The sequence below is a fragment of the Sorangium sp. So ce385 genome (genome assembly GCF_051474135.1).
In the GTDB taxonomy this organism is placed as follows: domain Bacteria; phylum Myxococcota_A; class Polyangia; order Polyangiales; family Polyangiaceae; genus Sorangium; species Sorangium cellulosum_D.
Genome location: NZ_CP150337.1, coordinates 8,811,649 through 8,833,851, shown reverse-complemented (window position 1 = coordinate 8,833,851; position 22,203 = coordinate 8,811,649). Strand labels below are relative to the sequence as shown.

At 72.5% G+C, this 22,203-nt stretch carries 14 protein-coding genes; 12 read left to right on the top strand and 2 right to left on the bottom strand.

Annotated features, from left to right (window positions below; translation table 11 throughout):
- Window positions 1-208 precede the first annotated feature (208 nt).
- Complete coding sequence (locus WME83_RS32080; RefSeq protein WP_437313514.1) at window positions 209-1,630, top strand: IS701 family transposase; 1,422 nt, start codon at window positions 209-211, stop codon at window positions 1,628-1,630.
- 286 nt (window positions 1,631-1,916) lie between these two features.
- Here WME83_RS32080 and WME83_RS32075 read toward each other — a convergent pair whose 3' ends face one another.
- Complete coding sequence (locus tag WME83_RS32075) at window positions 1,917-3,362, bottom strand: sigma 54-interacting transcriptional regulator (protein WP_437313513.1); 1,446 nt, start codon at window positions 3,360-3,362, stop codon at window positions 1,917-1,919.
- 144 nt (window positions 3,363-3,506) lie between these two features.
- Window positions 3,507-4,094 (bottom strand): Uma2 family endonuclease, encoded by a 588-nt coding sequence (locus WME83_RS32070; protein ID WP_437313512.1) that lies wholly within the window; start codon window positions 4,092-4,094, stop codon window positions 3,507-3,509.
- 127 nt (window positions 4,095-4,221) lie between these two features.
- Between WME83_RS32070 and WME83_RS32065 the strand changes: the two genes are divergently transcribed.
- The 11 genes from WME83_RS32065 to WME83_RS32015 all read left to right on the top strand — a co-directional run bounded on the left by WME83_RS32065 (window position 4,222) and on the right by WME83_RS32015 (window position 22,143).
- A complete protein-coding gene (locus tag WME83_RS32065; RefSeq protein WP_437313511.1) occupies window positions 4,222-8,901 on the top strand; it encodes an nSTAND1 domain-containing NTPase in 4,680 nt (1,559 codons plus the stop codon).
- A gap of 143 nt (window positions 8,902-9,044) precedes the next feature.
- Window positions 9,045-9,554, top strand: a complete 510-nt coding sequence (locus WME83_RS32060) for a hypothetical protein (protein ID WP_437313510.1) — start codon at window positions 9,045-9,047, stop codon at window positions 9,552-9,554.
- The gene (locus tag WME83_RS32055) at window positions 9,551-9,928 is read left to right on the top strand and encodes a hypothetical protein (RefSeq protein WP_437313509.1); all 378 of its coding nucleotides are present in this window, start codon (window positions 9,551-9,553) and stop codon (window positions 9,926-9,928) included. The genes WME83_RS32060 and WME83_RS32055 overlap by 4 nt, the downstream gene beginning before the upstream one ends.
- Before the next feature lie 16 nt (window positions 9,929-9,944).
- Entirely contained in the window at window positions 9,945-12,437 is a 2,493-nt protein-coding gene (locus WME83_RS32050) for a SpoIIE family protein phosphatase (protein ID WP_437313508.1), read from the top strand.
- A gap of 72 nt (window positions 12,438-12,509) precedes the next feature.
- Complete coding sequence (locus WME83_RS32045) at window positions 12,510-13,028, top strand: hypothetical protein (RefSeq protein ID WP_437322074.1); 519 nt, start codon at window positions 12,510-12,512, stop codon at window positions 13,026-13,028.
- Window positions 13,009-13,386: a hypothetical protein gene (locus tag WME83_RS32040; protein WP_437313507.1), complete on the top strand. Its 378-nt coding sequence runs from the start codon at window positions 13,009-13,011 to the stop codon at window positions 13,384-13,386. Before WME83_RS32045 ends, WME83_RS32040 begins: the two co-directional genes overlap by 20 nt.
- A gap of 16 nt (window positions 13,387-13,402) precedes the next feature.
- Window positions 13,403-15,880 (top strand): SpoIIE family protein phosphatase, encoded by a 2,478-nt coding sequence (locus WME83_RS32035; RefSeq protein ID WP_437313506.1) that lies wholly within the window; start codon window positions 13,403-13,405, stop codon window positions 15,878-15,880.
- 222 nt (window positions 15,881-16,102) lie between these two features.
- Window positions 16,103-16,480: a hypothetical protein gene (locus WME83_RS32030; protein ID WP_437313505.1), complete on the top strand. Its 378-nt coding sequence runs from the start codon at window positions 16,103-16,105 to the stop codon at window positions 16,478-16,480.
- 17 nt (window positions 16,481-16,497) lie between these two features.
- Window positions 16,498-18,972 carry a SpoIIE family protein phosphatase gene (locus tag WME83_RS32025; protein WP_437313504.1) on the top strand — a complete coding sequence of 825 codons (2,475 nt, stop codon included), beginning with the start codon at window positions 16,498-16,500 and terminating at the stop codon, window positions 18,970-18,972.
- Between the two features lie 260 nt (window positions 18,973-19,232).
- Entirely contained in the window at window positions 19,233-20,699 is a 1,467-nt protein-coding gene (locus tag WME83_RS32020; protein WP_437313503.1) for a pyruvate kinase, read from the top strand.
- Window positions 20,700-21,381: 682 nt separating this feature from the next.
- Window positions 21,382-22,143 carry a hypothetical protein gene (locus tag WME83_RS32015; protein WP_437313502.1) on the top strand — a complete coding sequence of 254 codons (762 nt, stop codon included), beginning with the start codon at window positions 21,382-21,384 and terminating at the stop codon, window positions 22,141-22,143.
- Window positions 22,144-22,203: the final 60 nt, after the last annotated feature.

Sequence of the window (22,203 nt, the reverse complement as noted above, 5' to 3'; positions counted from 1 at the left end):
ATCAGCTTGAAACGCCCGAAAATGAAGAGGTTCGAACCACAGAGACGCAGAGGACACAGAGGGAAGAGAAGAAATATAAATTATTATTTCTCTTCCCTCCGTGCCCTCTGTGCCTCTGTGGTTCAATCTCTCGGCGTTTCAACCCGTTCGGTGCCCTAGTACTACAGCCGCACCTCGACATCGCTCGGGTTGGATCCAGGATCGGCCCATGGATCCGCGGGCAAGCGAGCTGCCAGCAGCGGCCGCGTGGGACGCGCTGGCAGCAGATTTCGAGGCATTTCACGCGCGATTCGCGACGCTGTTCGCGCGCAGCGAGCCGCGCGAGCAGGCGATCAAGTACGTGCGCTCGCTGATGGGGCCGGCGGCAAGGCGGAACGGTTGGCAGCTGGCCGAGGCCATCGGAGATCCGACGCCCGATCGCGTGCAGCGGCTGCTGTACAGTGCGGACTGGAGCGCGGATGCGGCACGCGATCTGCTGATGGACTTCACGATCGAGCAGTTCGGCGACCCGCAGGGCATCGGTGTACTGGACGAAACGGGCTTCCTCAAGAAAGGCACCAAGTCCGTCGGCGTGGCGCGGCAATACAGCGGGACGGCAGGCAAGATCGAGAACTGCCAGATCGGTGTGTTCCTCAGCTACACCAGCCCACGTGGGCATGTGATCCTTGATCGTCGTCTTTACTTGCCAGAATCGTGGTGCAGCGATCCGGAGCGGAGGCAGGACGCTCACGTTCCGGAGGATGTCGCGTTCCGGACCAAGCCGCAGCTGGCGATGCAGATGCTCCATGGCGCCTGGCAGCGTGGTGTACCGATGGCGTGGGTCACCGGCGATGAAGTCTACGGAGACGATCCCGTGCTTCGCGACGGCATCGCCGCGCAGGGCCATCGGTATGTTCTCGCCGTCATCTCGAGCACGCCGGTATGGCCCCGGCGACCCGCGGTCGCGGAGCCCCCTACCGAGCGCGAACACCCTCGTGGCCCGCGCCGCACGCGCACTCGTCTTGCACCGGGCGCGCCGCACGCCTCCACCGTGGCCAAGGTGGCGGCGCAGTGGTCGCCGAAGCAATGGCATCGCCTTGCCGTCCATCAAGGCGAGAAGGGGCCCATCGAGTACGACTGGGCCCGCGCGCGCGTCGTCGACAGCCGTCGGCGCTTGCCCGCCGACGAGCTCTGGCTCCTGGCCCGCCGCTCTGTCTCGAAGCCGTCGGAAGTGGCCTACTACCTGTCCAACGCCGGAGCCGCCACGCCGTTGGCAACGCTCGCGCACGTGGCTTCCACGCGCTACACGATCGAGCAGTGCTTCGAGGAAGCGAAGGATGACGTCGGCCTCGACCACTACGAGGTCCGCTCGTGGCCAAGCTGGCATCGGTACATCACGCTCGGGATGATGGCCCTGGCGTGGTTGGCTTCCGTGCGCGCGAAGCTTCCCGCGGAGGGCGCCTTCCCGTATGCCCCGGCCATGAACCCCGAGCTCGTGCCCAAAACGGCGCGCCCGAGGCTGGGGAAGAACGTCGAGCGCATGCAGAAGACGGCGCTTGACACGTCGGGGAAAAAAAGCCCACGGCGCCCGCAGAAAGCGACGGTCCGTCGACGCTGGCGCCCTGGAGCATTCCCGAAGTCCGCCGCCTGATGGAGCTGGTGCTTCCGCTGCCCGCCCATTCGCCCGAGTTCCGCTGGGCATGGTCGAGGTGGCGGCGCCGAAAGCGCGCCCAGGCTCGCGCCTGTTGCTACCGGCGCCGCCGCAACCGGCCGCGCGCCCGCGCCCGGGCTCCCTAACCGCGGCTGTAGTACTAGGCATCGATCACGTCGATCGACCGAGAGATGAACCGCCAAGAACGCCAAGAAGAGAACAAGATCTTGGCGCCTTCGCGGTTCGACGTTCTGCTCTGTCGAGCGGTTTCAACCCGCTTGTCGCTCTAGGGCTTCTCTCTCGGCTTCCGTGGCCTCGGGAGGCCGTATTCCTTGATCCGCGAGACCAGCGTGCGCCGCGAGATGCCGAGCAGCTCCGCGGCGTAGGTCTGGTTCCCCACGCACTTCTCCAGCGCCTCGATGATGCGCTGTTTCTCGCTCGGCTCCCCCTGGCGCAGGGGCGGCGCGCTCGCCTCGGCGCCGCGCGGAGCCGCCGGCTCCGGAGGGCCGCTCGACGCCGCGGCGCCCCGCGGGGCTGCCGGCGCACCCCCGGCCCTCATCTTGGCCGGCAGGTGCTCCGGCAGCAGCGTGTCGCCGGCGCAGAGCATGACGGCGCGCTCGATCACGTTGCGCAGCTCCCGGATGTTGCCGGGCCATGCATAGCGCTCCAGGAGCGAGAGGGCCTCGGCCGAGACGGCGGGGACGCGCGGTCGCTCGAACGACCGGCTCGCCTTGATCGCGAAGAGCTGAACCAGAGGCGCGATGTCCAGGGCGCGCTCGCGCAGCGGCGGGATCGTGAGCGTGACCCCGTTGAGCCGGAAGTACAGGTCCTCCCGGAACGCCCCCCGCGCGACCTCGGCCTCCAGATCGCGGTGGGTGGCCGACAGAAAGCGAACATCGATGCTGCGCGGGACCCGGCCGCCGACGCGGAGCACCTGGCGCTCCTCGAGCACGCGCAGCAGCTTGACCTGCGTGGCCTTGGGCAGCTCGCCCACCTCGTCGAGGAACACCGTGCCCCCGTCGGCCGCCTCGAACAGGCCCGGCTTCGCCTGCAGCGCCCCGGTGAAGGCGCCCTTCTCGTGCCCGAAGAGCTCGCTCTCCAGCAGCGTCTCCGACAGGGCCGCGCAGTTGAGCCCGAGGAAGGGCCCCCGCGCGCGGGCAGGCGAAGAGCGGCGGTGGATGGCCCGGGCCAGCACCTCCTTGCCGGTGCCGGTCTCGCCCAGCAAGAGGACGCTGATGAGGCCCGGGGCGGCGAGGTAGGCCTGCTCGTAGAGCGCGCGCATCGCCGGGTCCCGGAGGACGAGGTCACCGCCGTCCGGCGGCGCGGCGGGGCGGCCGGGGCCCGCCGGAGGCGCGCTCACGGCCGCCTCGGCCAGGCGGACGACGATCAGGGCGGAGCCCAGGGTGATGCAGTCGCCCGGCGCGATCTCGATGGTCTGCCCGGAGACCTGCCGCATGTCCTCCGTCTTCCCCGTCTCGATGGGCAGGCGCGCCTGGTCCGCGCGCGCGGCGCGCACGGAGATCGGGTTGGTGCCGCCGAGATCCTCGATCCGGAGCGGGGGATCGAGGTGCAGGACGGCGTGCCGGCGCGAGACGGAGGCGTGGTTGATGCAGACGCCGTTCTCGGAGGACCGGCCGATCGAGACCGAGCCGCCCGGCGGCAGCGGGTGGACCACGACGGCGTCGCCGGCGAAGACCACGAGCTCCCGCGCCGCGGGAGAGCGCGGGCCCAAGGCCGCGGGGCGATCGCCCGCGGGCGCCGCCCCGGCCGGTGAATGACGGCCTGAACGATCCGATGTCACCGGGTCGTTCTACCACCAGCGGAGGCGCGCCGGGACCGGCGCGCGCTCGCGAGGCCCGTCGCGCGCGGGGCGGCCTCAGCGGGCCACGCCGGCGGCCTCGAACACGCCCCGGTACGCCTCGTCCACCCCGATGTCGCACCCCACCGACGAGAGCGCAGCGCGATCGCCGGGGCCATAGACCCGCAGCACCCAGCTCCCGTCGGCCTGGCGCGCGAAGACCTCGATGCGCGGCGCCTTCTGCGACGCCAGGACGACCTCCCGGATCGACGCCACGGTCTGGTAATGCGCGAACTTGTCGCCGCGGTCGTACGCCTCGCTCGAATCGGAGAGCACCTCGAGCACGAGGACCGGATTCAGGAGCGTGTCGCGCCGCTCGTCCTCGAACTCGGGGCGGCCGCCGACGACCGAGCCGTCCGGGTAGACGTACCGATCCGCGGACGGGATCTTGATGCGCATGTCGGAGCTCAGCGCGATGCACCCGCCCTCGCCCAGCGCATTGCCGAGCAGCCGGCCGATGTTCGCGGCGACCGCGCTGTGCTCGAAGGTGCCGCCGGACATCGCGAAGATCTCGCCGGCGGCGTACTCGTGCCTCACCTCCGATGCGCGCTCGAGCTCGAGGTACTCCTCCGGCGAGAGCTTCCGTCGCGGTGCCGCCACGCCCATGTGCGACAGTGTCGCGTGGCGGGCCGGAGATGTCCACGCGCAGCCGGGCGAGCCGCCGCGGGGGCGCCGGGGCGCAGGGAGCGGGACCGTCCACCTCTCCCGCCGCTTTTGATACCGTCGTCCGGCGATGGACCGCACGCTCGTCGACGAGGGCAGCTCCTCCCGCGACCCGGGCGTCGTGCCGCTGCCCCCGGGCGGGCTCGCGCACGTCCCCGGCGACGTGCTCGACCGCCGCTACCGGCTCCGCGTCCGCCTCGGCCGCGGCGGCTTCGGCGACGTGTGGCGCGCCGAGGAGCTCCTGCCCGACGGCGCCCCGTTCCGCGAGGTCGCCCTCAAGCTCCTCGTCTCCGACTTCGCCGACGCCGCGGACTGGGCCGACGAGGCCAAGCTCCTCGCCTCGTTCCGGCACCCCTCGCTCGTCACGATCTACGCCGCCGGCATCCTCCACGGCGCCCCGAGGACCCCGTTCGTCTCGATGGAGCTCCTCGAGGGCAGGAACCTCGCCGACCTCATCCGCTTCCGCCGCCGCATCCCCTGGCGCCGCGTCGTCGCCTGGGCCCGCGACGTCGCCGGCGCGCTCGACGTCATCCACGCGCGCGGCGTCGTCCACCTCGACCTCAAGCCCGCCAACCTGTTCCTCACCCAGGACGGCGCCCTCAAGGTGCTCGACTTCGGCATCTCGCGGCGCGCAGGCCCCTCGCCCGGCGGCCCCCTCTCGCGCGCCCCCGGCGCGCCCCCGGCCGTCAGCGTCGGCGGCGGCAGCGGCCGCGCCGCCGGCAGCGGCCGCGCCCCCGGAAGCGACGGCGGCAGCGGCGGCGCCCCCGGCAGCGACGGCGCCAGCGGCGATCTCGGCACCGCCGCCTTCCTCGCCGAGCGCGACGTCTACGCCTCCACCCGCCGCGCCTTCGTCGGCGCGGACAGCCCCGCCGCCGCGCGCAACGTCATCGGCACGCCCGGCTTCATGGCCCCCGAGGTGCTCGAGATGGCCGAGCCCTCCGCCGCCACCGACGCCTACGCCCTCGCCGTCTGCATCGCGCAGCTCACGACCGGGCGCCTCCCGCACGCCGTGCCCGACGAGCCGGCCGATTGCTCCGACGCGGCGAGCGTCTCCGCCTGGTGGACCGAGCTCCGCGCCGCGACCCTGCGCGGCGCCATGCGCGACCTCGCGGCCGACCCTGCGCGCCTGCCGCGCGGCCTGCTCGCGCTCCTCCAGCGCCTGCTCTCGGTGGACCCCGCGCACCGGCGCGTCGCGCCGGGGCGGCTGAAGCAGCTGCTCGACGAGGTCTGGGAGCGCCCCCACGGCGTCCCGGACCGGCCGTACAAGGGGCTCGCCCCCCTCTCGGCCACCGACGAGGGGCTCCTGTTCGGGCGCGACGACGACATCGCGCGCCTCGGGCGCGAGCTCGAGTTCGAGCCGTGCCTCGTCCTCCAGGGGCCCCGCGGCTCCGGCAAGTCGTCGCTCGCGTCCGCCGGCCTCGTGCCCCACCTCGCCCGCCGCCACGCCGACCACAAGGACGACTGGATCGAGGCGCGCGTCAGCCCCGACGGCGACCCGGACGGCGCCCTCGCCCGCGCGCTCGCCGCCGTCTCGCCCGAGCTCGAGACCGCCGACCTCGCCGCGCTCACCCGGTTCTGCATGGCGTCCGCCGTCGGGGTCGCGCTCGTCGTCGACCCGATCGCGCCCCTCGGCGACGGGCGGCTCGCCGCCCTCGTCGGCGCGCTCGCGACCGGCGAGGCGCGGCGCGGGCTCCGGCTCATCGGCGTGCTCGACGAGGCCGACGAGCGCGCCGCCGCCCTCCTCGCCTCGCCGGCCGGCGAGGGCCTCCGGGCGGCGCTGCGCTACGTGGGGCTGCCCGCCGCCGCCGCCGTGAAGGACCTCGTCGCCGGCCCCGCCAAGCTCGCCGGCGCCGAGGTGCGCGGCCTCGCCCAGGTCGAGGCCGAGGTGCAGCGCGAGCTCCGGAGCGGCGGCGCCGCCCTGTCGTTCGTGGCGCTCGCCCTCGCCGACTGGTGGACGACGGCCGCGCGCGACGAGCGCGGCGCCCTCACCGGCGAGTCGTGGCGAGCGCTCGGCGGCGTGCGCGGCGCCCTCGCGCGGCACGCCGACGCCGCCACCCTGGCCCTCACCCCGGAGGACCGCGCCATCGCCGACGAGGCGCTGCTCCGCCTCGGCGCCGTGGACGGCTCGCGCGTCCGCTGGGTCGAGGCGGAGCTCGTCGAGGCCGTGGGCGCCCCGCCGGCCGACATGGACCGGGTCCTCGGCGCCCTGGAGCGCGCGCGCCTGCTCATCCGGCGCGCCCTCCGGGTGGAGCTCGCCCACGAGGCGCTCGTCGCCGGCTGGCCGCACCTCGCGTCCACCCGCGCGCTGCACATGGACCGGCTCATCCTGCTCGAGCGGCTCCGCGAGGCCGCCGAGGTGTGGGACCGCTCCGGCGAGAACCCCGATTTCCTGCTGCGGCGCGACCTGCTCGACCAGGTGAGCGCGGGCGCCGCCCTCGCCTCGCGGCTGCCGCGGCGCGAGCAGGCCCTCGTGCGCGAGAGCCTCCGGCGCGCCCGCCGCCAGCGCGCCAAGAAGCTCGGCGCGGCCGCGGCGATCGGGCTCGCCGCCGCGGCGGCGTTCGCGGCGGAGCGGTGGGCCTCGGCGCGCCAGGCGAGCGCCGAGGCGGCGCGCCGCGCGGCCGAGGAGCGCGCCGACCTCGCCGAGCTCATCGGCAAGGCGCGCCGCACCGAGGACCCGTACCACCGCGCCGCGTGGATCGCCGCGGCGCTCTCCCGGCGCGCGGACGACGCGGCGCTGCCGCTCGACCTCGCGACCGCGGCCATGGGCCTGCCGCGCGCGCACTTCCTGACGGTCGACCCGGTGGTGGGCCCGGCGCTGCCGTGGGACGACCGCTGGGTCGTCGCCGGCGGCCCCGGCGGCGCCCTGCTCGTCGCCGACCTGCGCCCGCCCGACCCGGACGTCATCGACGACGTCGCGCTCGACGTCGACCCGGAGAGCGTCGACCGCGCCAAGACGCCGCGCGTGATCGCGCTCAGGCCGCACGACGCGCCGCATGTCGAGCGCGTGCCGTTCGCGTTCGACACGGCGGTGGCGACGCGCTCGGTCACGGGCGAGGTCCGCGTCTTCCGGCTGCAGGAGGGCGGCACGGTCGCGCTCGCCGCGATCGCGCCGGTGCGGTGCAGCAGCGCCGTGCACGCGGCCGAGGCGGCGCCCGTCCTCGCCTGCTCGACCGACGGCGGGATCGCGCGCTGGGACCTGCGGCGCGGCGGCGGCGCCGACGCGGTCGACCGCCACCCGTTCCGCGGCAACGTGCTCGGCGTCTCGCCGGACGGCGCCCGCGTGGCGGCGGTGCTCGGGCGCCGGGCGCTGCTCTGGGGGCCGGAGGGCGGCGCGGGCGCCGAGATCACCCTGAGCGCGCCCGCCGTCCTCGGGCGCTTCAGCCCGCGCGATCCCGCGATCGCGCTCGTGCAGCAGAGCAGGACCTCGATCTACGCCTTCGACCGGCCCGAGGCGCCGCTCCTCGAGCTCGACACCGACCCGGCGCCCGCGTCGGCGCGCTGGGACGCGGGCGGGCTCGATCTGGGCGTCTGCGGCAGCGGCGGCAGCGTCTGGCACTACCTCCGGAAGGGCGGCCGCGCCCCGGGCGACCGGCCGCCCGAGGGCTCGCCGTGCGAGTCGCCCCCGGGCCAGCGCGCGCCGCGGCCGCTGCGCGCGCGCGGCGACGCGGCCGACATCGCCGAGCGCGGCGTCGGCCCGCACGGGCTCGTCGGCGGGTGGCGGCTGCCGGACCGCCGCGTGCTCACGCGCGACCTCATCCTGTTCAGCCCGGGCCCGCCCGCCGCGGAGCGCTTCCTCCGGTTCGAGGGGCAGGGCCCGGCGGGCGGCGCGGAGGGCCGCGAGCCGGGCGCCTCGGCCGTCGCGGTGCTGCGGCGCGGGGGCGCGGTGGCCTTCCAGATCGGCGGCGAGGTGCGCCTCTACGACGAGGGGTCGCGGCGCCGCACGGGCGCGCAGCGGGGCCACCTGCTGCGCGCCTGCGACGACGGCCGCCTGCTCGCGTACCGCAAGGACGAGGGGGTGTGGACGCTGTTCGACGCGGCGACCGGGGCGACCGTCGAGGCGGTGCCGAGGGCGCCCGCGCTCGTGCTCGGCGTCGACGCCGCCTGCCGGACGCTGTTCACGCAGGAGCTCGACGGCAACCTCGTGGCGACGTCGCTCCGCGACCTGTCGTCGCGCACGATCGCGGTGACCGACGGCTACGTCTACGAGGCGCGCCCGAGCCCCGCGCGCGGCGACGTCGGCCCGGGGCTGTGGCTCGCGTTCAGCTCGGGCGCGGTGGCGCGCGTCGACGAGGCGCGGGGGGAGGTGCGGGTGCTCGGGTACGCGACCCCGCGGGCGACCGCGATCGCCGACGGCCCGCTGCCGGGCGACGTGGCGTTCGCGGACGCGACCGGCGTCGTCCTGGTCCGCCGCGCGGGCCTCGCGGAGCGGGTGCTCGAGGGCGTGAGCGGGGCGGAGTGGGAGGACCTCTCCGTGGCGCCGGACGGCAGGACGATGCTCCTCGCGTCGGCGGACCGGATCGCGGTGCTCGACCTGGAGCGGCGCGAGATCGTCGGCGCCATGCCGTCGGACGGCCGCGAGCGGCTCGCGGCGTGGGACGCCGAGGGCTCGGTGCTCTCCTGGTCGTTCGGCCGCGTGGGCGGGCCGGTCGGCGTCGTGGTGCCCCGGGGGCTGCCGCTGGCCCAGCGCGTGGGCGAGGTGGTGTCGAACCTCAGGGCCGAGGGCAAGCGGCTCGTCGCGCGCCACGAATGACCGTGACCCACGAATCACGCATGGAGATGAGGCCTTTGGAACCTCCAAGGCACCAACCTTGTAGGGCGCGCGCTCACCTCCGGGGCCGCGAGGGAGCAGAAGGGATTGGCTCCCGTCCGCGGACGCCGTACGCTGCGCCCATCGTGCCCGCGTCCGAACCGAGCCAGGGTGCCTCGCTTTTCCTCTGCATCACCTTCTTCCCGAGCGAGCGGATGGCCACCGCGGTGCTGCGGCTGGTGTCCAGTTTCTGCGCCATGGTGCTGGACGACGCGAACGTGAGCTCGCGGTTTTACATGGCCGCGCACGAGCTCGCCGAGAATATCACCAAGTATTCGACCGGCCCCCGGGTCAGCCTGGAGCTCGTGATGGAGGAGGGCGAGAGCTCTTGTATCCTGAAGATCCGCGCGCGCAACGAGGCCTCTCCGGAGCGGCTGCGCGAGGTGGAGAGGCGGCTCTTCGCGCTGAAGACCGCGAGCGACCCGGTGAAGCACTATGACGATCTCATCAGCGAGACGGCGATGCTCGAGGGGGTGTCGGGGCTCGGCCTCGCGCGGGTGCGCGCCGAGGGCGGGCTCGACGTGGACTACAAGATCGAGGGCAACGAGCTGACGATCACCGCGCACGCGCCGGTCGAGAGATGGAGGGCAGATTGAGCAGCTTGAAGGTTGAGTCGGTCGTGACGGACAGCTTCGGGATCGAGCCGAGCCTGAGGGAGGACACCCTCAGCGTCAGGCTCACCGGCACGGGCGACATGGCGGCCGCCGCGCCGCTCGGCTCCTACTTCAAGACCCTCCAGGCGGAGGTGATACGCCTGTCGGTGAGCGCCGTCGAGTTCGACGTGCGGGCCCTCTACTTCCTGAACTCGAGCTGTCTCAAGGCGTTCATCAGCTTCATCTGCGGGCTCGCGGGCCAGGGGCTCAAGTGCAAGATACAGTTCCTCACGGACGCGAAGCTCGGCTGGCAGCGGCGGAGCCTGACGGCGCTCGAGCGCATGTCCCCGGAGCTCGTCTCCATCGCCGATACCTGAGCCGAGAGCCAGAGGCATGAGCAAGAAGCGCCGGACGATCGCCCTCTTGATGGATTACGTACGAGGCGAGTACCAGTCCGAGGTGCGCTTCGGGGTCGAGCGCGCCGCCGAGGCGCACGACGTCAACCTGGTGATCGCCTTCGGCGAGACGCTCGCCCTGCCCGGGTCGTCCGGCGCGGCCCAGAACAGCATCTATCACCTCATCGGCCCGGAGACGGTCGACGGCGTCATCGTCGCCTCGACCACGCTGTGCCATCACGTCGGCGTCGACGGGATGCAGCGGTTCTGCCGGTCCTACGCGCCCCTGCCCGTCTGCAGCATCGGGGTGGCGATCGACGGCGTCCCGAGCCTCGTCGTCGACAACGCCCTCGGGATCGAGATGGCGGTCGGCCACATGGTCGAGCGCCACGGGCTCCGGCGCGTCGCGTACGTCGCCGGGCCGGCGAGCAACGAGGAGGCGGACGTGCGCTCCGGCGCCTACTGGCGGGCGCTCGCCGCCCGATCGCTGCCCGCCGACGAGCGCCTGTTCGCGTGCGGCGCGTTCACGATCGACTCCGGGCGCGCCGCCATGCGCGAGATCCTGGATCGCGGGGTGGAGCTCGACGCCGTGATCGCCGCCAACGACGCCATGGCCCTCGGCGCGATCGACGCCCTCCGGGCGCGCGGCCTCGGCGTCCCGGAGGACGTCCTCGTGTGCGGCTTCGACGACGCGGTCATCGCGCGCTTCACGAAGCCGTCGATGTCCACGATCCGCCAGCCGATCAAGCGGCTCGGGGCGCGCGCCGTCGACACGCTGATGCGCATGATCGACGGCGCGCCGGTCCCGGACTGCGACCTCTTCCCGGTCGAGCTCACGCTGCGCGAGTCCTGCGGCTGCGGCAGCCCGGTGGACGCGGCGGGCGCGCCCCTGAGCAGGGCGCCCCGCGCGGCGCCCCCGCCCGCCGGCGAGCGCGACGCGCTCTCGCGCGCCCTCGAGAAGAGCGTCGCGATCCCGGCGGGCTCGCTCCACGGCTGGGCCGGCGAGCTCCTGTCGGCGCTGGACGGCGAGATCGCGGGCCAGGAGGGCCGGTTCCTGCGCGCCCTCGAGGCGATCCTCGACGCGGCGGGGCGCGAGGGCGCGAACCTGGAGCACTTCCAGGGCGTCGTCACGCTGCTGCGCGAGCGGCTCGGCCGCCGGCGCGACGGGGCGCTGGAGGAGACGCTCGAGCAGCTCTGGCACGCCGCGCGCGTGCTCGTCGCGGGCGCGTCCGTGCGCGCCGAGGGGCAGCAGCGGCTGAGCGTGGAGCTCGCGTCGCTCTACCTCAGCTGGAGCTCGCGGAGCTTCTCGACCTGCCTGAGCCTGCCCGTCCTGCGGCGCATGATGGCGTCGGAGCTGCCGCGGATGCAGTTCTCGCGGGTCGCGGTGTCGCTCTACGACGACCCGCACCGCGCCACCATGGTGCCGCTCTTCTTGATGAAGGACGGCCTCGAGGTCGAGCCGCCGCCCGCGAGCTTCCCGGCCCGCCGCCTCGCGCCCGAGGGGTTTCTGGGCGACGGGGAGCGAAGGAGCGTGATCGCGCTGTCGGTCGCGTTCGGCGACGCGGAGAAGTTCGGCGTCGCGGTGCTCAACAGCGGCGCGAACGAGCTCGTCTATGACGCGCTGCGGCTCCAGATCGGCTCCGCGGTCAAGGCCGCGGCGCTGCACTGGGAGGTCGTCCGGCAGGTGGAGCTGCGCGAGCGGCTGGAGCAGGAGAAGGTCCGTCAGGAGAGCGCCGTCGCGGCGCGGATCCAGACCACGCTGGTGCCGGCGCAGCTCGCGGTCGAGGGGCTCGAGCTCGCCGCGGTCATGAAGCCGGCGGCCACGGTCGGGGGCGACTATTACGATGTCATCGCCACGCCCGAGGGCGGGTGGCTCGGGATCGGCGACGTCGCGGGGCACGGGCTCGCGGCGGGGCTCGTGATGCTGATGATCCAGAGCATGATCTCGGCCCTGACGCGCACCGACCCGAACGCCAGCCCGAGCGACATCCTCTGCGCGGTCAACGCGGCGGTGTACGAGAACGTCCGCAGCCGGCTGAAGCGGGACGAGCACGCGACGCTCTTGCTCCTGCGGTACGAGCGGGGCGGTCGGGTGACGTTCGCGGGGGCGCACGACGACATCATCGTGTGGCGCGCGCGCACCCGCCGCTGCGTGTGCATCCAGAGCTCGGGCGTCTGGATCGGCGCGCTGCCCGCCATTGACGCGATGACGCGAGACGCCGAGTTCTCCCTGGAGGACGGCGACATCCTCGTGCTGTACAGCGACGGCGTGACGGAGGCGCGCAACTGCCACCGGGAGCAGTTCGGCCTCGAGCGGCTGTGCTCTACCATCGAGTCTTCCCAGCACGCCCCGTCCGACGCGATCCGCGACAGGATCCTGAGGGAGGTCGAGGGCTGGTGCCCGAGCCCCGATGACGACATCACGGTCGTCGTGGCGAGGTACAGCGCGCCCCGGGCGCTGTCGCTCCAGGCCGCCGGCTTTCCTACATGAGCGCTACCCCGCGCGAGGGCGGAAGGGATTGGATTCGGCCCGGGAACCACGTAGGCTGCGCGAATCGTGCCAGTGTCCGAACCGAGCAGCAGCGGGTCACTGTTCCTGTGCATCACGTTCTATCCGACCGAGCGCATGGCGAGCAGCGTGCTCCGCCTGGTGTCCAGCTTCTGCAGCATGGTGCTCGACGACCCGAACGTGAGCTCGCGGTTCTACATGGCCGCGCACGAGCTCGCGGAGAACGTCATCAAGTACTCCTCCGGCCCGCGGGTCAGCCTCGAGCTCGCGCTGGAGGAGAGCGAGACGGCGTGCGTCATGAAGATCTGCGCGCGCAACGAGGCCTCTCCGGAGCGGCTGCGCGAGGTGGAGCGGCGGCTCTTCGAGCTGAAGACAGCGACGGATCCGGTGAAGCATTATGATGACCTCATCTGTGAGACGGCGATGGTAGAAGGGGTGTCGGGGCTCGGCCTCGCGCGGGTGCGCGCCGAGGGCGGGCTCGACGTGGACTACAAGATCGAGGGCAACGAGCTGACGATCATCGCGCACGCGCCGGTCGGGAGGTGGAGGGGGGATGAGCGCCTTGAGGGTTGAGCCCGTCGTCACGGACAGCTTCGGGGCCGAGCCGGTCCTGAGGGAGGACACCCTCAGCGTCAAGCTCACCGGCACGGGCGACATGGCGGCGGTCGCGCCGCTCGGCTTCTTCCTCAAGGAGCTCCAGTCCGAGGCGCTGCGCCTGCGCGTCGGCACCGTCGCGTTCGACGTGAGGGCCCTTTATTTCCTGAACTCGAGCTGCCTCAAGGCGCTCATCAGCTTCATCTCCGGTGTCGCGGGCCAGGGGCTCAGGTGCAAGATAGAGTTCCTCACGGACGCGCGGCTCGGGTGGCAGCGGCGGAGCCTGACGGCGCTCGAGCGCATGTCTCCGGAGCTCGTCTCCATCGCCGATGCCTGACCGAGAGCCGCGGGCCATGAGCAAGAAGCGCCGGACGATCGCCCTCCTGATGGACTACGTGGGCGGGGACTACCAGTCCGAGGTGCGCTTCGGGGTCGAGCGCGCCGCCGAGGCGCACGACGTCGATCTCCTGGTCGCCTTCGGCGAGACGCTCGCGCTGCCCGGGGAGACGGCCGCCGCCCAGAACAGCATCTATCACCTCATCGGCTCGGAGACGGTCGACGGCCTCATCATCGCGTCGGCCACCCTGTGCCATCACATCGGCATCGAGGGGATGCGGGGGTTCTGCCGCGCTTACGCGCCGCTGCCGGTCTTCAGCATCGGGATGGCGATAGAGGGTATCCCGAGCCTCATCGTCGACAACGCCTTCGGGATCGAGCTCGCGGTCGCGCACATGGTCGACGCCCACGGGCGCCGGCGCGTCGCGTACATCGGCGGGCCCGCCAACAACGAGGAGGCGAGGGCGCGGGCCGACGCGTACTGGAGCGCGCTCGCGGCGCGCGGCGTGCCGCTCGACGAGCGCCTCTTCGCGCTCGGCGCGTTCACGATCGACAGCGGCAGGACCGCCATGCGCGAGCTGCTCTCGCGCGGGGGCGACCCGGACGCCGTGGTCGCCGCCAACGACAAGATGGCCCTCGGGGCCATGGAGCTGCTCAAGGAGCTCGGGATCCGCGTCCCGCAGGACATCCTCCTGTCCGGCTTCGACGACGCGGTCATCGCGCGCTTCTCCAAGCCGTCGCTGACCACCGTCCGCCAGCCCATGAAGCGGCTCGGGGCCCTCGCGGTGGACAGCCTGGTGCGCATGCTCGACGGCGACGAGGTCCAGGGCGTGGGGCTCCTGGAGGTCGAGCTGACGTGCCGCGAGTCCTGCGGCTGCGGGGTCCAGGCGAGCGCCTCGCTCCCGCCGCCGGGCAGCTCGACGCGGGGCGGGGCGTCGCTGATCGCCGGACAGCGGGAGTCGCTGGAGCGCGCGCTCCGGCGGAGCGTGTCGATCCCGACCGGCTCGCTCGACGGCTGGCCCGGCGACCTCCTGTCGGCGCTGGAGGACGAGCTCGCGGGGAAGGAGGGCCGCTTCCTGTACGCGCTCGAGGCGCTCCTCGACGCGGCGGGGCGGGCGGGGGCGATCCTCGACCACTTCCAGGGCGCGATCGAGGTGCTCCGCGAGCGGCTCCGCCGGCCGATCGAGGACGGCGGCGCCCTCCACGACACCCTCGAGCGGCTCTGGCACGCCTCGCGCATCGTCATCGGGAGCGCGTCGGTGCGCGTCGAAGGCGAGCGGCGCCTCACCGTGGAGCTCGCGTCGATGTACCTCAGCTGGAGCGCGCGGAGCTTCTCGACCTGCCTGAGCCTGCCGGTCCTGAAGCGCGTCATGGCGTCGGAGCTGCCCGCCCTCGGCTTCTCGCGCGTCGCCGTGTCGCTGTACGACAGCGCGCCGGACGAGCAGGAGACCACCATGAAGACGCTCTTCCTCATGGAGGGCGGCCGCGAGGTGGAGCCGCCGCCCGCGAGCTTCCCGGCCTGGCTCCTCGCGCCCGAGGGGTTCCTGAGCGGGGGAGAGCGCAAGACCATGATCGCGCTCCCGGTCGCCTTCGGCGATCTCGAGAAGTTCGGTGTCGCGGTGCTCAACAGCGGCGCGCACGAGCTCGTCTATGATGCGCTGCGCCTCCAGATCGGCTCCGCGGTCAAGGCCGCGGCGCTGCACCGGGAGATGGTCCGGCAGGTGGAGCTGCGCGAGCGGCTGGAGCAGGAGAAGATCCGCCAGGAGAGCGTCGTCGCGGCGCGGATCCAGACCACGCTGGTCCCGGATCGGCTCTCGGTCGAGGGGCTCGAGCTCTGCGCCGTCATGAAGCCGGCGGCCGCGGTCGGCGGCGACTATTACGACGTGCTCGCGACCGCCGAGGGCGGGTGGCTCGGGATCGGCGACGTCGCGGGGCACGGGCTCGCGGCGGGGCTCGTGATGCTGATGATCCAGAGCATGGTCTCGGCCCTGACGCGCCGGGACCCCAGGGCGAGCCCGGCCCGGCTGATCTCGGCGGTCAACGCGGCGGTGTACGAGAACGTCCGCGGCCGGCTGCTGCGGGACGAGCACGCGACGCTCTTGCTCCTCCGGTACGAGCGGAGCGGTCGGGTGACGTTCGCGGGGGCGCACGACGACATCATCGTGTGCCGCGCGCGCACCCGCCGCTGCGTGTGCATCCAGAGCTCGGGCGTCTGGATCGGCGCGCTGCCCGCCATCGACGCGATGACCAAAGACGCCGAGTTCTCCCTGGAGGACGGCGACGTCCTCGTGCTGTACAGCGACGGGGTGACGGAGGCGCGCGACGCCCATCACGAGCAGTTCGGCCTCGAGCGGCTCTGCACCGCCGTCGAGTCGGCCCAGTCCGCGCCCGTCTCGGCCATCCGCGATCGGATCCTGAGCGAGGTCGAGGGCTGGTGCCCGAGCCCCGATGACGACATCACGGTCGTCGTGGCGAGGTACCGCGCGCCCCGGTAGCCCCGCGCTCGCGGTCGCGGGTTTGGTCACAGGATCGTACGGCGGACCCATGGGGATTGGCTCCACTGCGAGAACCACGTACGCTGGTCGGGCCGTGTCAGCCTCCGGACCGAGCCAGGGCCGCTCACCGTTCTCGTGCGTCACGTTCTCTCGGGGTGAACGGATGGCCAGCGCGGTGCTGCGGCCGATCATCGCGCGCGCCGGTCGGGAGATGGAGGGTCGATGAGCAGCTTGCGGGTTGAGCCTGTCGTCACGGACAGCTTCGGGATCGAGCCGAGCCTGAGGGGCGACGCCCTCAGCGTCAAGCTCAGCGGGACAGGCGACATGGCGGCGGCGCCGCCGCTCGGCTTCTGCCTCAAGGAGCTCCAGGCGGAGGTCGTGCGCCTCGCCATCCCCGCCGTCGAGTTCGACGTGAGGCCCCTTTATTTCCTGAACTCGAGCTGTCTGAAGGCGTTCATCAGCTTCATCTGCGGCCTCGCGGGCCAGGGCGCGAAGAGCAAGGTGGTGTTCGTCACGGACGCGCGGCTCGGCTGGCAGCGGCGGTGCCTGGCGGCGATCGAGCGCATGTCCCCGGAGCTGGTCTCGATCGTGGACGCCTGAGCCGGGGGCCAGAGGACATGACGAAGCGCCGGACGATCGCCCTCGTGATGGATTATGTGCGCGGAGAGTACCAATCCGCGATGCGGGTCGCGATCGAGCGCGCGGCCGAGGCGCACGACGTCAATCTCGTGATCGCCGTCGGCGAGGTGCTGACCGGCCACAGCCCCTCCGAGGTCGCCCAGCGGACCATCTATCACCTCGTCGGCCCGGAGGCGGTCGACGGCGTCGTGATCGCCTCGGCGACGCTCGGCAATTACGTCGGCGTCGAGGGGGTGCAGCGCTTCTGTGACTATTACCGGCCGCTGCCCGTGTGCAGCATCGGGATCCCGATCCCCGGCGTGCCCAGCATCCTCGTCGACAACGCCCTCGGGATCGAGCTGGCGGCCGGCCACCTGCTCGACGACCACGGCTGCCGGCGCGTCGCCTACATCGGCGGTCCGGACGGCAACGGAGAGGCGCGGCTCCGCGGCGAGGCGTTCCGGAGGGCGCTCGCCGCGCGCGAGCTGCGCTGCGACGAGCGCCTCGTCGCGGCCGGCGAGTTCACGATCGAGACCGGCCGGGCCGCGATGGCCGAGATCCTGGCCCGCGGGGTCGAGCTCGACGCGGTGGTCGCCGCCAACGACAACATGGCCCTCGGCGCGATCGAGGTCCTGATGGCGGAGGGCCGCGCCGTCCCGCGGGACGTCCTCGTGTGCGGCTTCGACGACGTCGGCGTGGCGCGCTACGCGAAGCCGTCGCTCACCACGGTGCGCCAGCCGATCAAGCGGCTCGGGGAGCTCGCGCTCGAGACGGTCCTGCGCATGCTCGACGGCGAGCGCGTCCCCGAGCGGACCACGCAGGAGATCGAGCTCACGCGGCGCGAGTCGTGCGGCTGCTCGTACCAGGCCGTCGTTTTCATGCGACCGCTCACGGACCCGCCGCCGCGCCTCGGGGCGCGCTCGCTCGGCGGCCGCCGCGACGAGCTGGAGCGCGCGCTGGAGCGCGCCGTGGGCGTCTCGGCGGCGTCGCTCACCGGCTGGTCCGGCGAGCTCCTGTCGGCGCTGGAGGAGGAGCTCGAGGGGACCGAGGGGCGCTTCTTGCACGTGCTGGAGCGGCTCCTCGACACGGCGGCGCGCGAGGGGGTGTTCCTCGACCTGTTCCAGGGCGTGATCAGCCTGCTGCGCGCGCGGCTCCGCCGGCCCGCCGTGGACCCGGCCGGGGCCGCCGCGAACGAGACCCTGGAGCAGCTCTGGCACGCGGCCCGCATCCTCATCGGGAGCGCGTCCGTGCGCGCCGAGGGGCGCCATCGCCTCGACGTCGAGGTCGCCTCGATCGGCCTCAACTGGAGCGCGAGGTGGTTCTCGACGTCCCTGAGCCTCCCGCTCTTCCGGCGCATGCTGGCCTCGGAGATGCCGCGGCTGCTCTTCACGCGCGTCGCCGTCTCGCTCTACGACGACGCCCAGCGCGACACCCTGAAGACGCTCTTTCTGATGCAGGACGGCCGCGAGGTGGAGCCGCCCGAGGAGAGCTTCCCGGTGCACGCCCTCGCGCCGCCTGGGTTCCTGAGCTCGCGCGAGCGCAGGAGCACCGTCGTGATGCCGATCATCTTCGGCGACGCCGACTATTTCGGGATCATCGCGCTCAACAGCGGCGTGAACGAGATGGTGTACGACGCGATGCGGCTCCAGGTCGGCTCCGCGGTGAAGACGGTGTCGCTGCACCGGGAGATGGTCCGCCAGGTGGAGCTGCGCGAGCGGCTGGAGAAGGAGAGCGAGCGGCAGGAGACCGCGCTCGCGGCGCGGCTCCAGACCACGCTGGTGCCGGAGCGGCTCGAGGTCGAGGGGCTGGAGCTCAGCGCGGTCATGACGCCGGCCACCGAGGTGGGGGGTGATTACTACGATGTCATCCCGACGCCCGGGGGCGGGTGGCTCGGGATCGGCGACGTCGCGGGGCACGGGCTCGCGGCGGGGCTCGTGATGCTGATGATCCAGAGCATGGTCTCGGCGCTGACGAGCCGGGAGCCTGGCGCGAGCCCGAGCGAGCTCCTCGCGGCGCTCAACAAGGCGGTGTTCAAGAACGTCCGCGACCGGCTGAAGCGGGACGAGCACGCGACGCTCTTGCTCCTGCGGTACGAGCGGAGCGGCCGGGTGACGTTCGCGGGGGCGCACGACGACATCATCGTGTGCTCCGCGCGGACGCGGCGGTGCGTGTGCATTCCGAGCTCGGGCGTCTGGGTCGGCGTGCTGCCCGCCATCGACGTGGCGACGCGGGACGCCGAGTTCTTCCTGGAGGACGGGGACGTCCTCGTGCTCTACAGCGACGGCGTGACGGAGGCCCGCAACGCGCACCGCGAGCAGTTCGGGGTGGAGCGGCTCTGCGCCGCCATCGAGGCCGCCCAGGCCGCGCCCGTCGAGGCGATCCGCGACCGGATCCTGCGGGAGGTCGAGGGCTGGTGTCCGAGCCCCGACGACGACATCACGGTGGTGGTGGCGCGGTACCGGGCGCCCGCGTAGCGGCCCGGGGGGACCGCCGCGGCGGCGCTGTCGCCGGGCGAGGGCTCTGTGACGGCGCTGCGGAGGGGCGGCGACGGCCCGCGGTCGCCGGCGCCGCGCGGGGAGGCGGCGCTGGACGGCCTCGGGGCGCGGTGCTGGACTCGCCGGGGCGCCGCGCGGTGCGGCGCGCTGCAGCGGACGCGAGGATCCGCGCACTTTCGCCGAGAGATCGCGACATGGCTTATCCCGACCCGCAGGTAGTTGAGCAGGCCCTCGCCGCCGTGGAGGCGCTGCGCGCGAGCGCCGTCGAGCACGAGGAGCGCTACCGGCCCCTGCTCGAGGCGGTGCACCCGAAGCACCGGGCGGGGGCGACGAACCTGCTCCACTACCTCGCCGTCCGGCAGCAGGACATCCGCGGGCTCCAGCGGCGGCTCGCCGCGCTGGGGCTGAGCTCCCTGGGCCGGCTGGAGAGCTGCACGCTGGCGTCCCTGGACGCGGTGCTCGGCGCGCTCGACGCGCTCGCGCGGCGCCCCGAGCCGCGGGCGCCCGGCGAGTGTCCCGCCTCGTTCGAGTCGGGGGCCGCGCTGCTCGAGGAGCACGCGCGGGCGCTGCTCGGCGAGGGGAGGGAGGGGCGCCCGACGCGGGTGATGGTGACGGTGCCCGAGGACGCGCGGAAGGGCGAGCTGAAGCGGCTGCTCGAGGGCGGCATGGACATCGCGCGGATCAACTGCTCGAAGGGGGACGCGGACGGGTGGGCGGAGCTCATCGCGCGGCTGCGGAAGGCGGCGCAGGAGACCGGGGTCGCCTGCAAGGTGCTCTGCGACATCGCCGGGCCCAACCCGCGCGCGCGCAAGATCGGCGGGGGGTCGGCGCGGGTGACGCTCCCGGAGTCGGGCGAGCGGCCGAGGTTCTGGCTGTGCAAGGACGTGAAGGACGTGAAGCGGGCGCGCGCCGCGGCGGGCGACGCCGACGTCGAGGAGGCGCTCGCCGTGAGCTGCACGATCCCGGAGGTGATCGACGATCTCCGGCCCGGGCACCGGGTGTTTTACGACGACGGGCGGCTGGGCGGCACGGTCAAGCTGGTGACCGAGGGGGCCGCGCTCGTGGAGGTGGATCTCGCGCGGCAGGGCGGGGTGAAGCTGAAGCCGGGAAAGGGGCTGAACTTTCCGGACACCGAGCTCGGGATTGCCTCGCTCACGCCGAAGGATCTCGAGGATCTCGATTTCATCGCGCGCCACGCGGACATGGTGGGGCTCTCGTTCGTCAGGTCTCCTTCCGATGTGGAGCGGCTCCAGGAGGAGCTCGCCGCGCGCGGGGCGGCGCACCTCGGGATCGTGCTGAAGATCGAGACGACCCCTGCGTTCCGGCAGTTCCCGCGGCTCCTGCTCGCGGCGATGCGCAGCGAGGACGTGGGGGTGATGCTCGCGCGCGGCGACATGGCCGTCGAGATGGGGTTCGTGCGGCTGGCGGAGGTCCAGGAGGAGCTGTTGTGGCTCTGCGAGGCCGCGCTGGTCCCGGCGATCTGGGCGACGCAGGTGCTCGAGAGCCTGAACAAGACCGGGGTGCCGACGCGCGGGGAGGTGACGGACGCGGCGATGAGCTCGCGGGCGGAGTGCGTGATGCTGAATCAGGGGGAGAACATCGTGGCGACGGTGGCGTTCGTGGTCGACGTGCTGAAGCGGATGCACGAGCACCAGGACAAGAAGCGGGCGCTGATGCGGCCGCTCAGCGTGTCGCGGCTCGACTGAGGAGCGCGGCGTCGGGGGACGACGTTGAGGGGTGAGGCGGTGCGATCCGTCGGTGAAGCCCCGCGAGCGGAAGGTGCTGATCCTTGTCGGCCGAGGTTCCGTGACATGCCTTCGGCCGACGAGCTGAATCCATACGTCTTCTCGGCGACGACGAATCGGCTACTGGGTCGCGGTCTGCGACGTCCCCTGCGACGGCCTCGCCTCGTCCTTCACCGTGTCTCTTGCACATGCGCCACCATGTCACCGTCTCTCCCCATAGCGACGTACGCGCGGGATCTTCTCTCCCGCTAGGTGGATTTACTCCGTCCTTGATGTAAGAATTGCGTGCATGCAGCGGTGCTGTACCGCTCCGGGAGACCGCACGAGAAAGCAGACGAGGGTGACGCCGTGACGGTGTGACCTTAGCGGCATGCGTCTTGCGCGAGCCAAGAGATGGCAGCTTCCTGGAGCTCGACCCTCGGCCTGCTAGGTCATCGGTCATCGCTGCGCCCGTCCACGAGGCCGAGGGAGGGGCTGCTCGGGCGGGGAGGGAGCTGCTCGGGCGGGGACCAAGACAGGGGGCGGTCGCCAGCTGTGGCAGCAGGTTTCTGCCCTGTGGTCGCGGTGTGGTCCATGATACAGGATGGTGGCACATCCGCGGCCACGCACAGATCGTGCGGTTGCAGGAAGGGGGCAGCATTCCATGGCGTCAGGTCTAAGAGCAGCGCTCGCCGCTGGGGTGATGGCGGCGTCGATTCTTGCCGTTCAGGATGCTCCTGCGGAGCCAAAGGATGATGGGCTCAAGGCGCAGGCCGAGCTCTGTGACGGGAACGTCAAATACTTCCAGTCGAGGGTCGATAGTGTCGTCACGTGGTCGAACGTCTTCATGATCGCTGGCGCAATCATCTCCGCGACCGGAAGCGCTCTTGCAGGCTTCCTCAATAGCGCCTCGCGAAGGAAGGCGGCGGCGATCGTTGGCGCGCTCGGCGCTGTCCTGACAGTCACGCCGAAGGCGCTCCCTGACAAGGAGAAGTTGTTGGCCTCGCTCGGCGCCGCCGAGAAGCATCGCTTGGTTGGGGTGAAGATGCGAAACCAATTCCAGTTTGCGAGGCCGGGAGAGTCTTTGGTCGAGGCGCAAAAGTATGTGTCTGCCAGATTTACCGATTGCGCGAGCCTTGATCCGCCCCACAATGTGCCGGAGCTGCCTTCCCTGGCGTCCGTCTCGCCCATCGAATCGTCCGTGCCGGTGGCGGAGCCGCGGCCGACGACGGTGCCATCGGCTGTCTCGGTGCCGTTCGTTTCCACAACGTCGACAGCGCCCTCCACCGCCGCGCCTACACCCGCCGGGGCCTCTGCTGGCTCAGCACCGTTTGTTGCCCAATCCCTGGGAGCGGACAGCGCGCCACCCTCTCCTGCGAGAAAACCTCCCATTGACCTATTTGATGTGAAGGAGCGTGCGCGTTGAATCTGGAGACGATACGGATCGCGGCGACTCGTCCGAGTTCACCCGACGGTCCACTCGCTA

Coding starts and splice junctions, on each gene's coding strand:
- WME83_RS32080 (WP_437313514.1), top strand. CDS start 209: ATGGATCCGCGGGCAAGCGAGCTGCCAGCAGCGGCCGCGTGGGACGCG.
- WME83_RS32070 (WP_437313512.1), bottom strand. CDS start 4,094: ATGGGCGTGGCGGCACCGCGACGGAAGCTCTCGCCGGAGGAGTACCTC.
- WME83_RS32065 (WP_437313511.1), top strand. CDS start 4,222: ATGGACCGCACGCTCGTCGACGAGGGCAGCTCCTCCCGCGACCCGGGC.
- WME83_RS32050 (WP_437313508.1), top strand. CDS start 9,945: ATGAGCAAGAAGCGCCGGACGATCGCCCTCTTGATGGATTACGTACGA.
- WME83_RS32040 (WP_437313507.1), top strand. CDS start 13,009: ATGAGCGCCTTGAGGGTTGAGCCCGTCGTCACGGACAGCTTCGGGGCC.
- WME83_RS32035 (WP_437313506.1), top strand. CDS start 13,403: ATGAGCAAGAAGCGCCGGACGATCGCCCTCCTGATGGACTACGTGGGC.
- WME83_RS32030 (WP_437313505.1), top strand. CDS start 16,103: ATGAGCAGCTTGCGGGTTGAGCCTGTCGTCACGGACAGCTTCGGGATC.
- WME83_RS32025 (WP_437313504.1), top strand. CDS start 16,498: ATGACGAAGCGCCGGACGATCGCCCTCGTGATGGATTATGTGCGCGGA.
- WME83_RS32015 (WP_437313502.1), top strand. CDS start 21,382: ATGGCGTCAGGTCTAAGAGCAGCGCTCGCCGCTGGGGTGATGGCGGCG.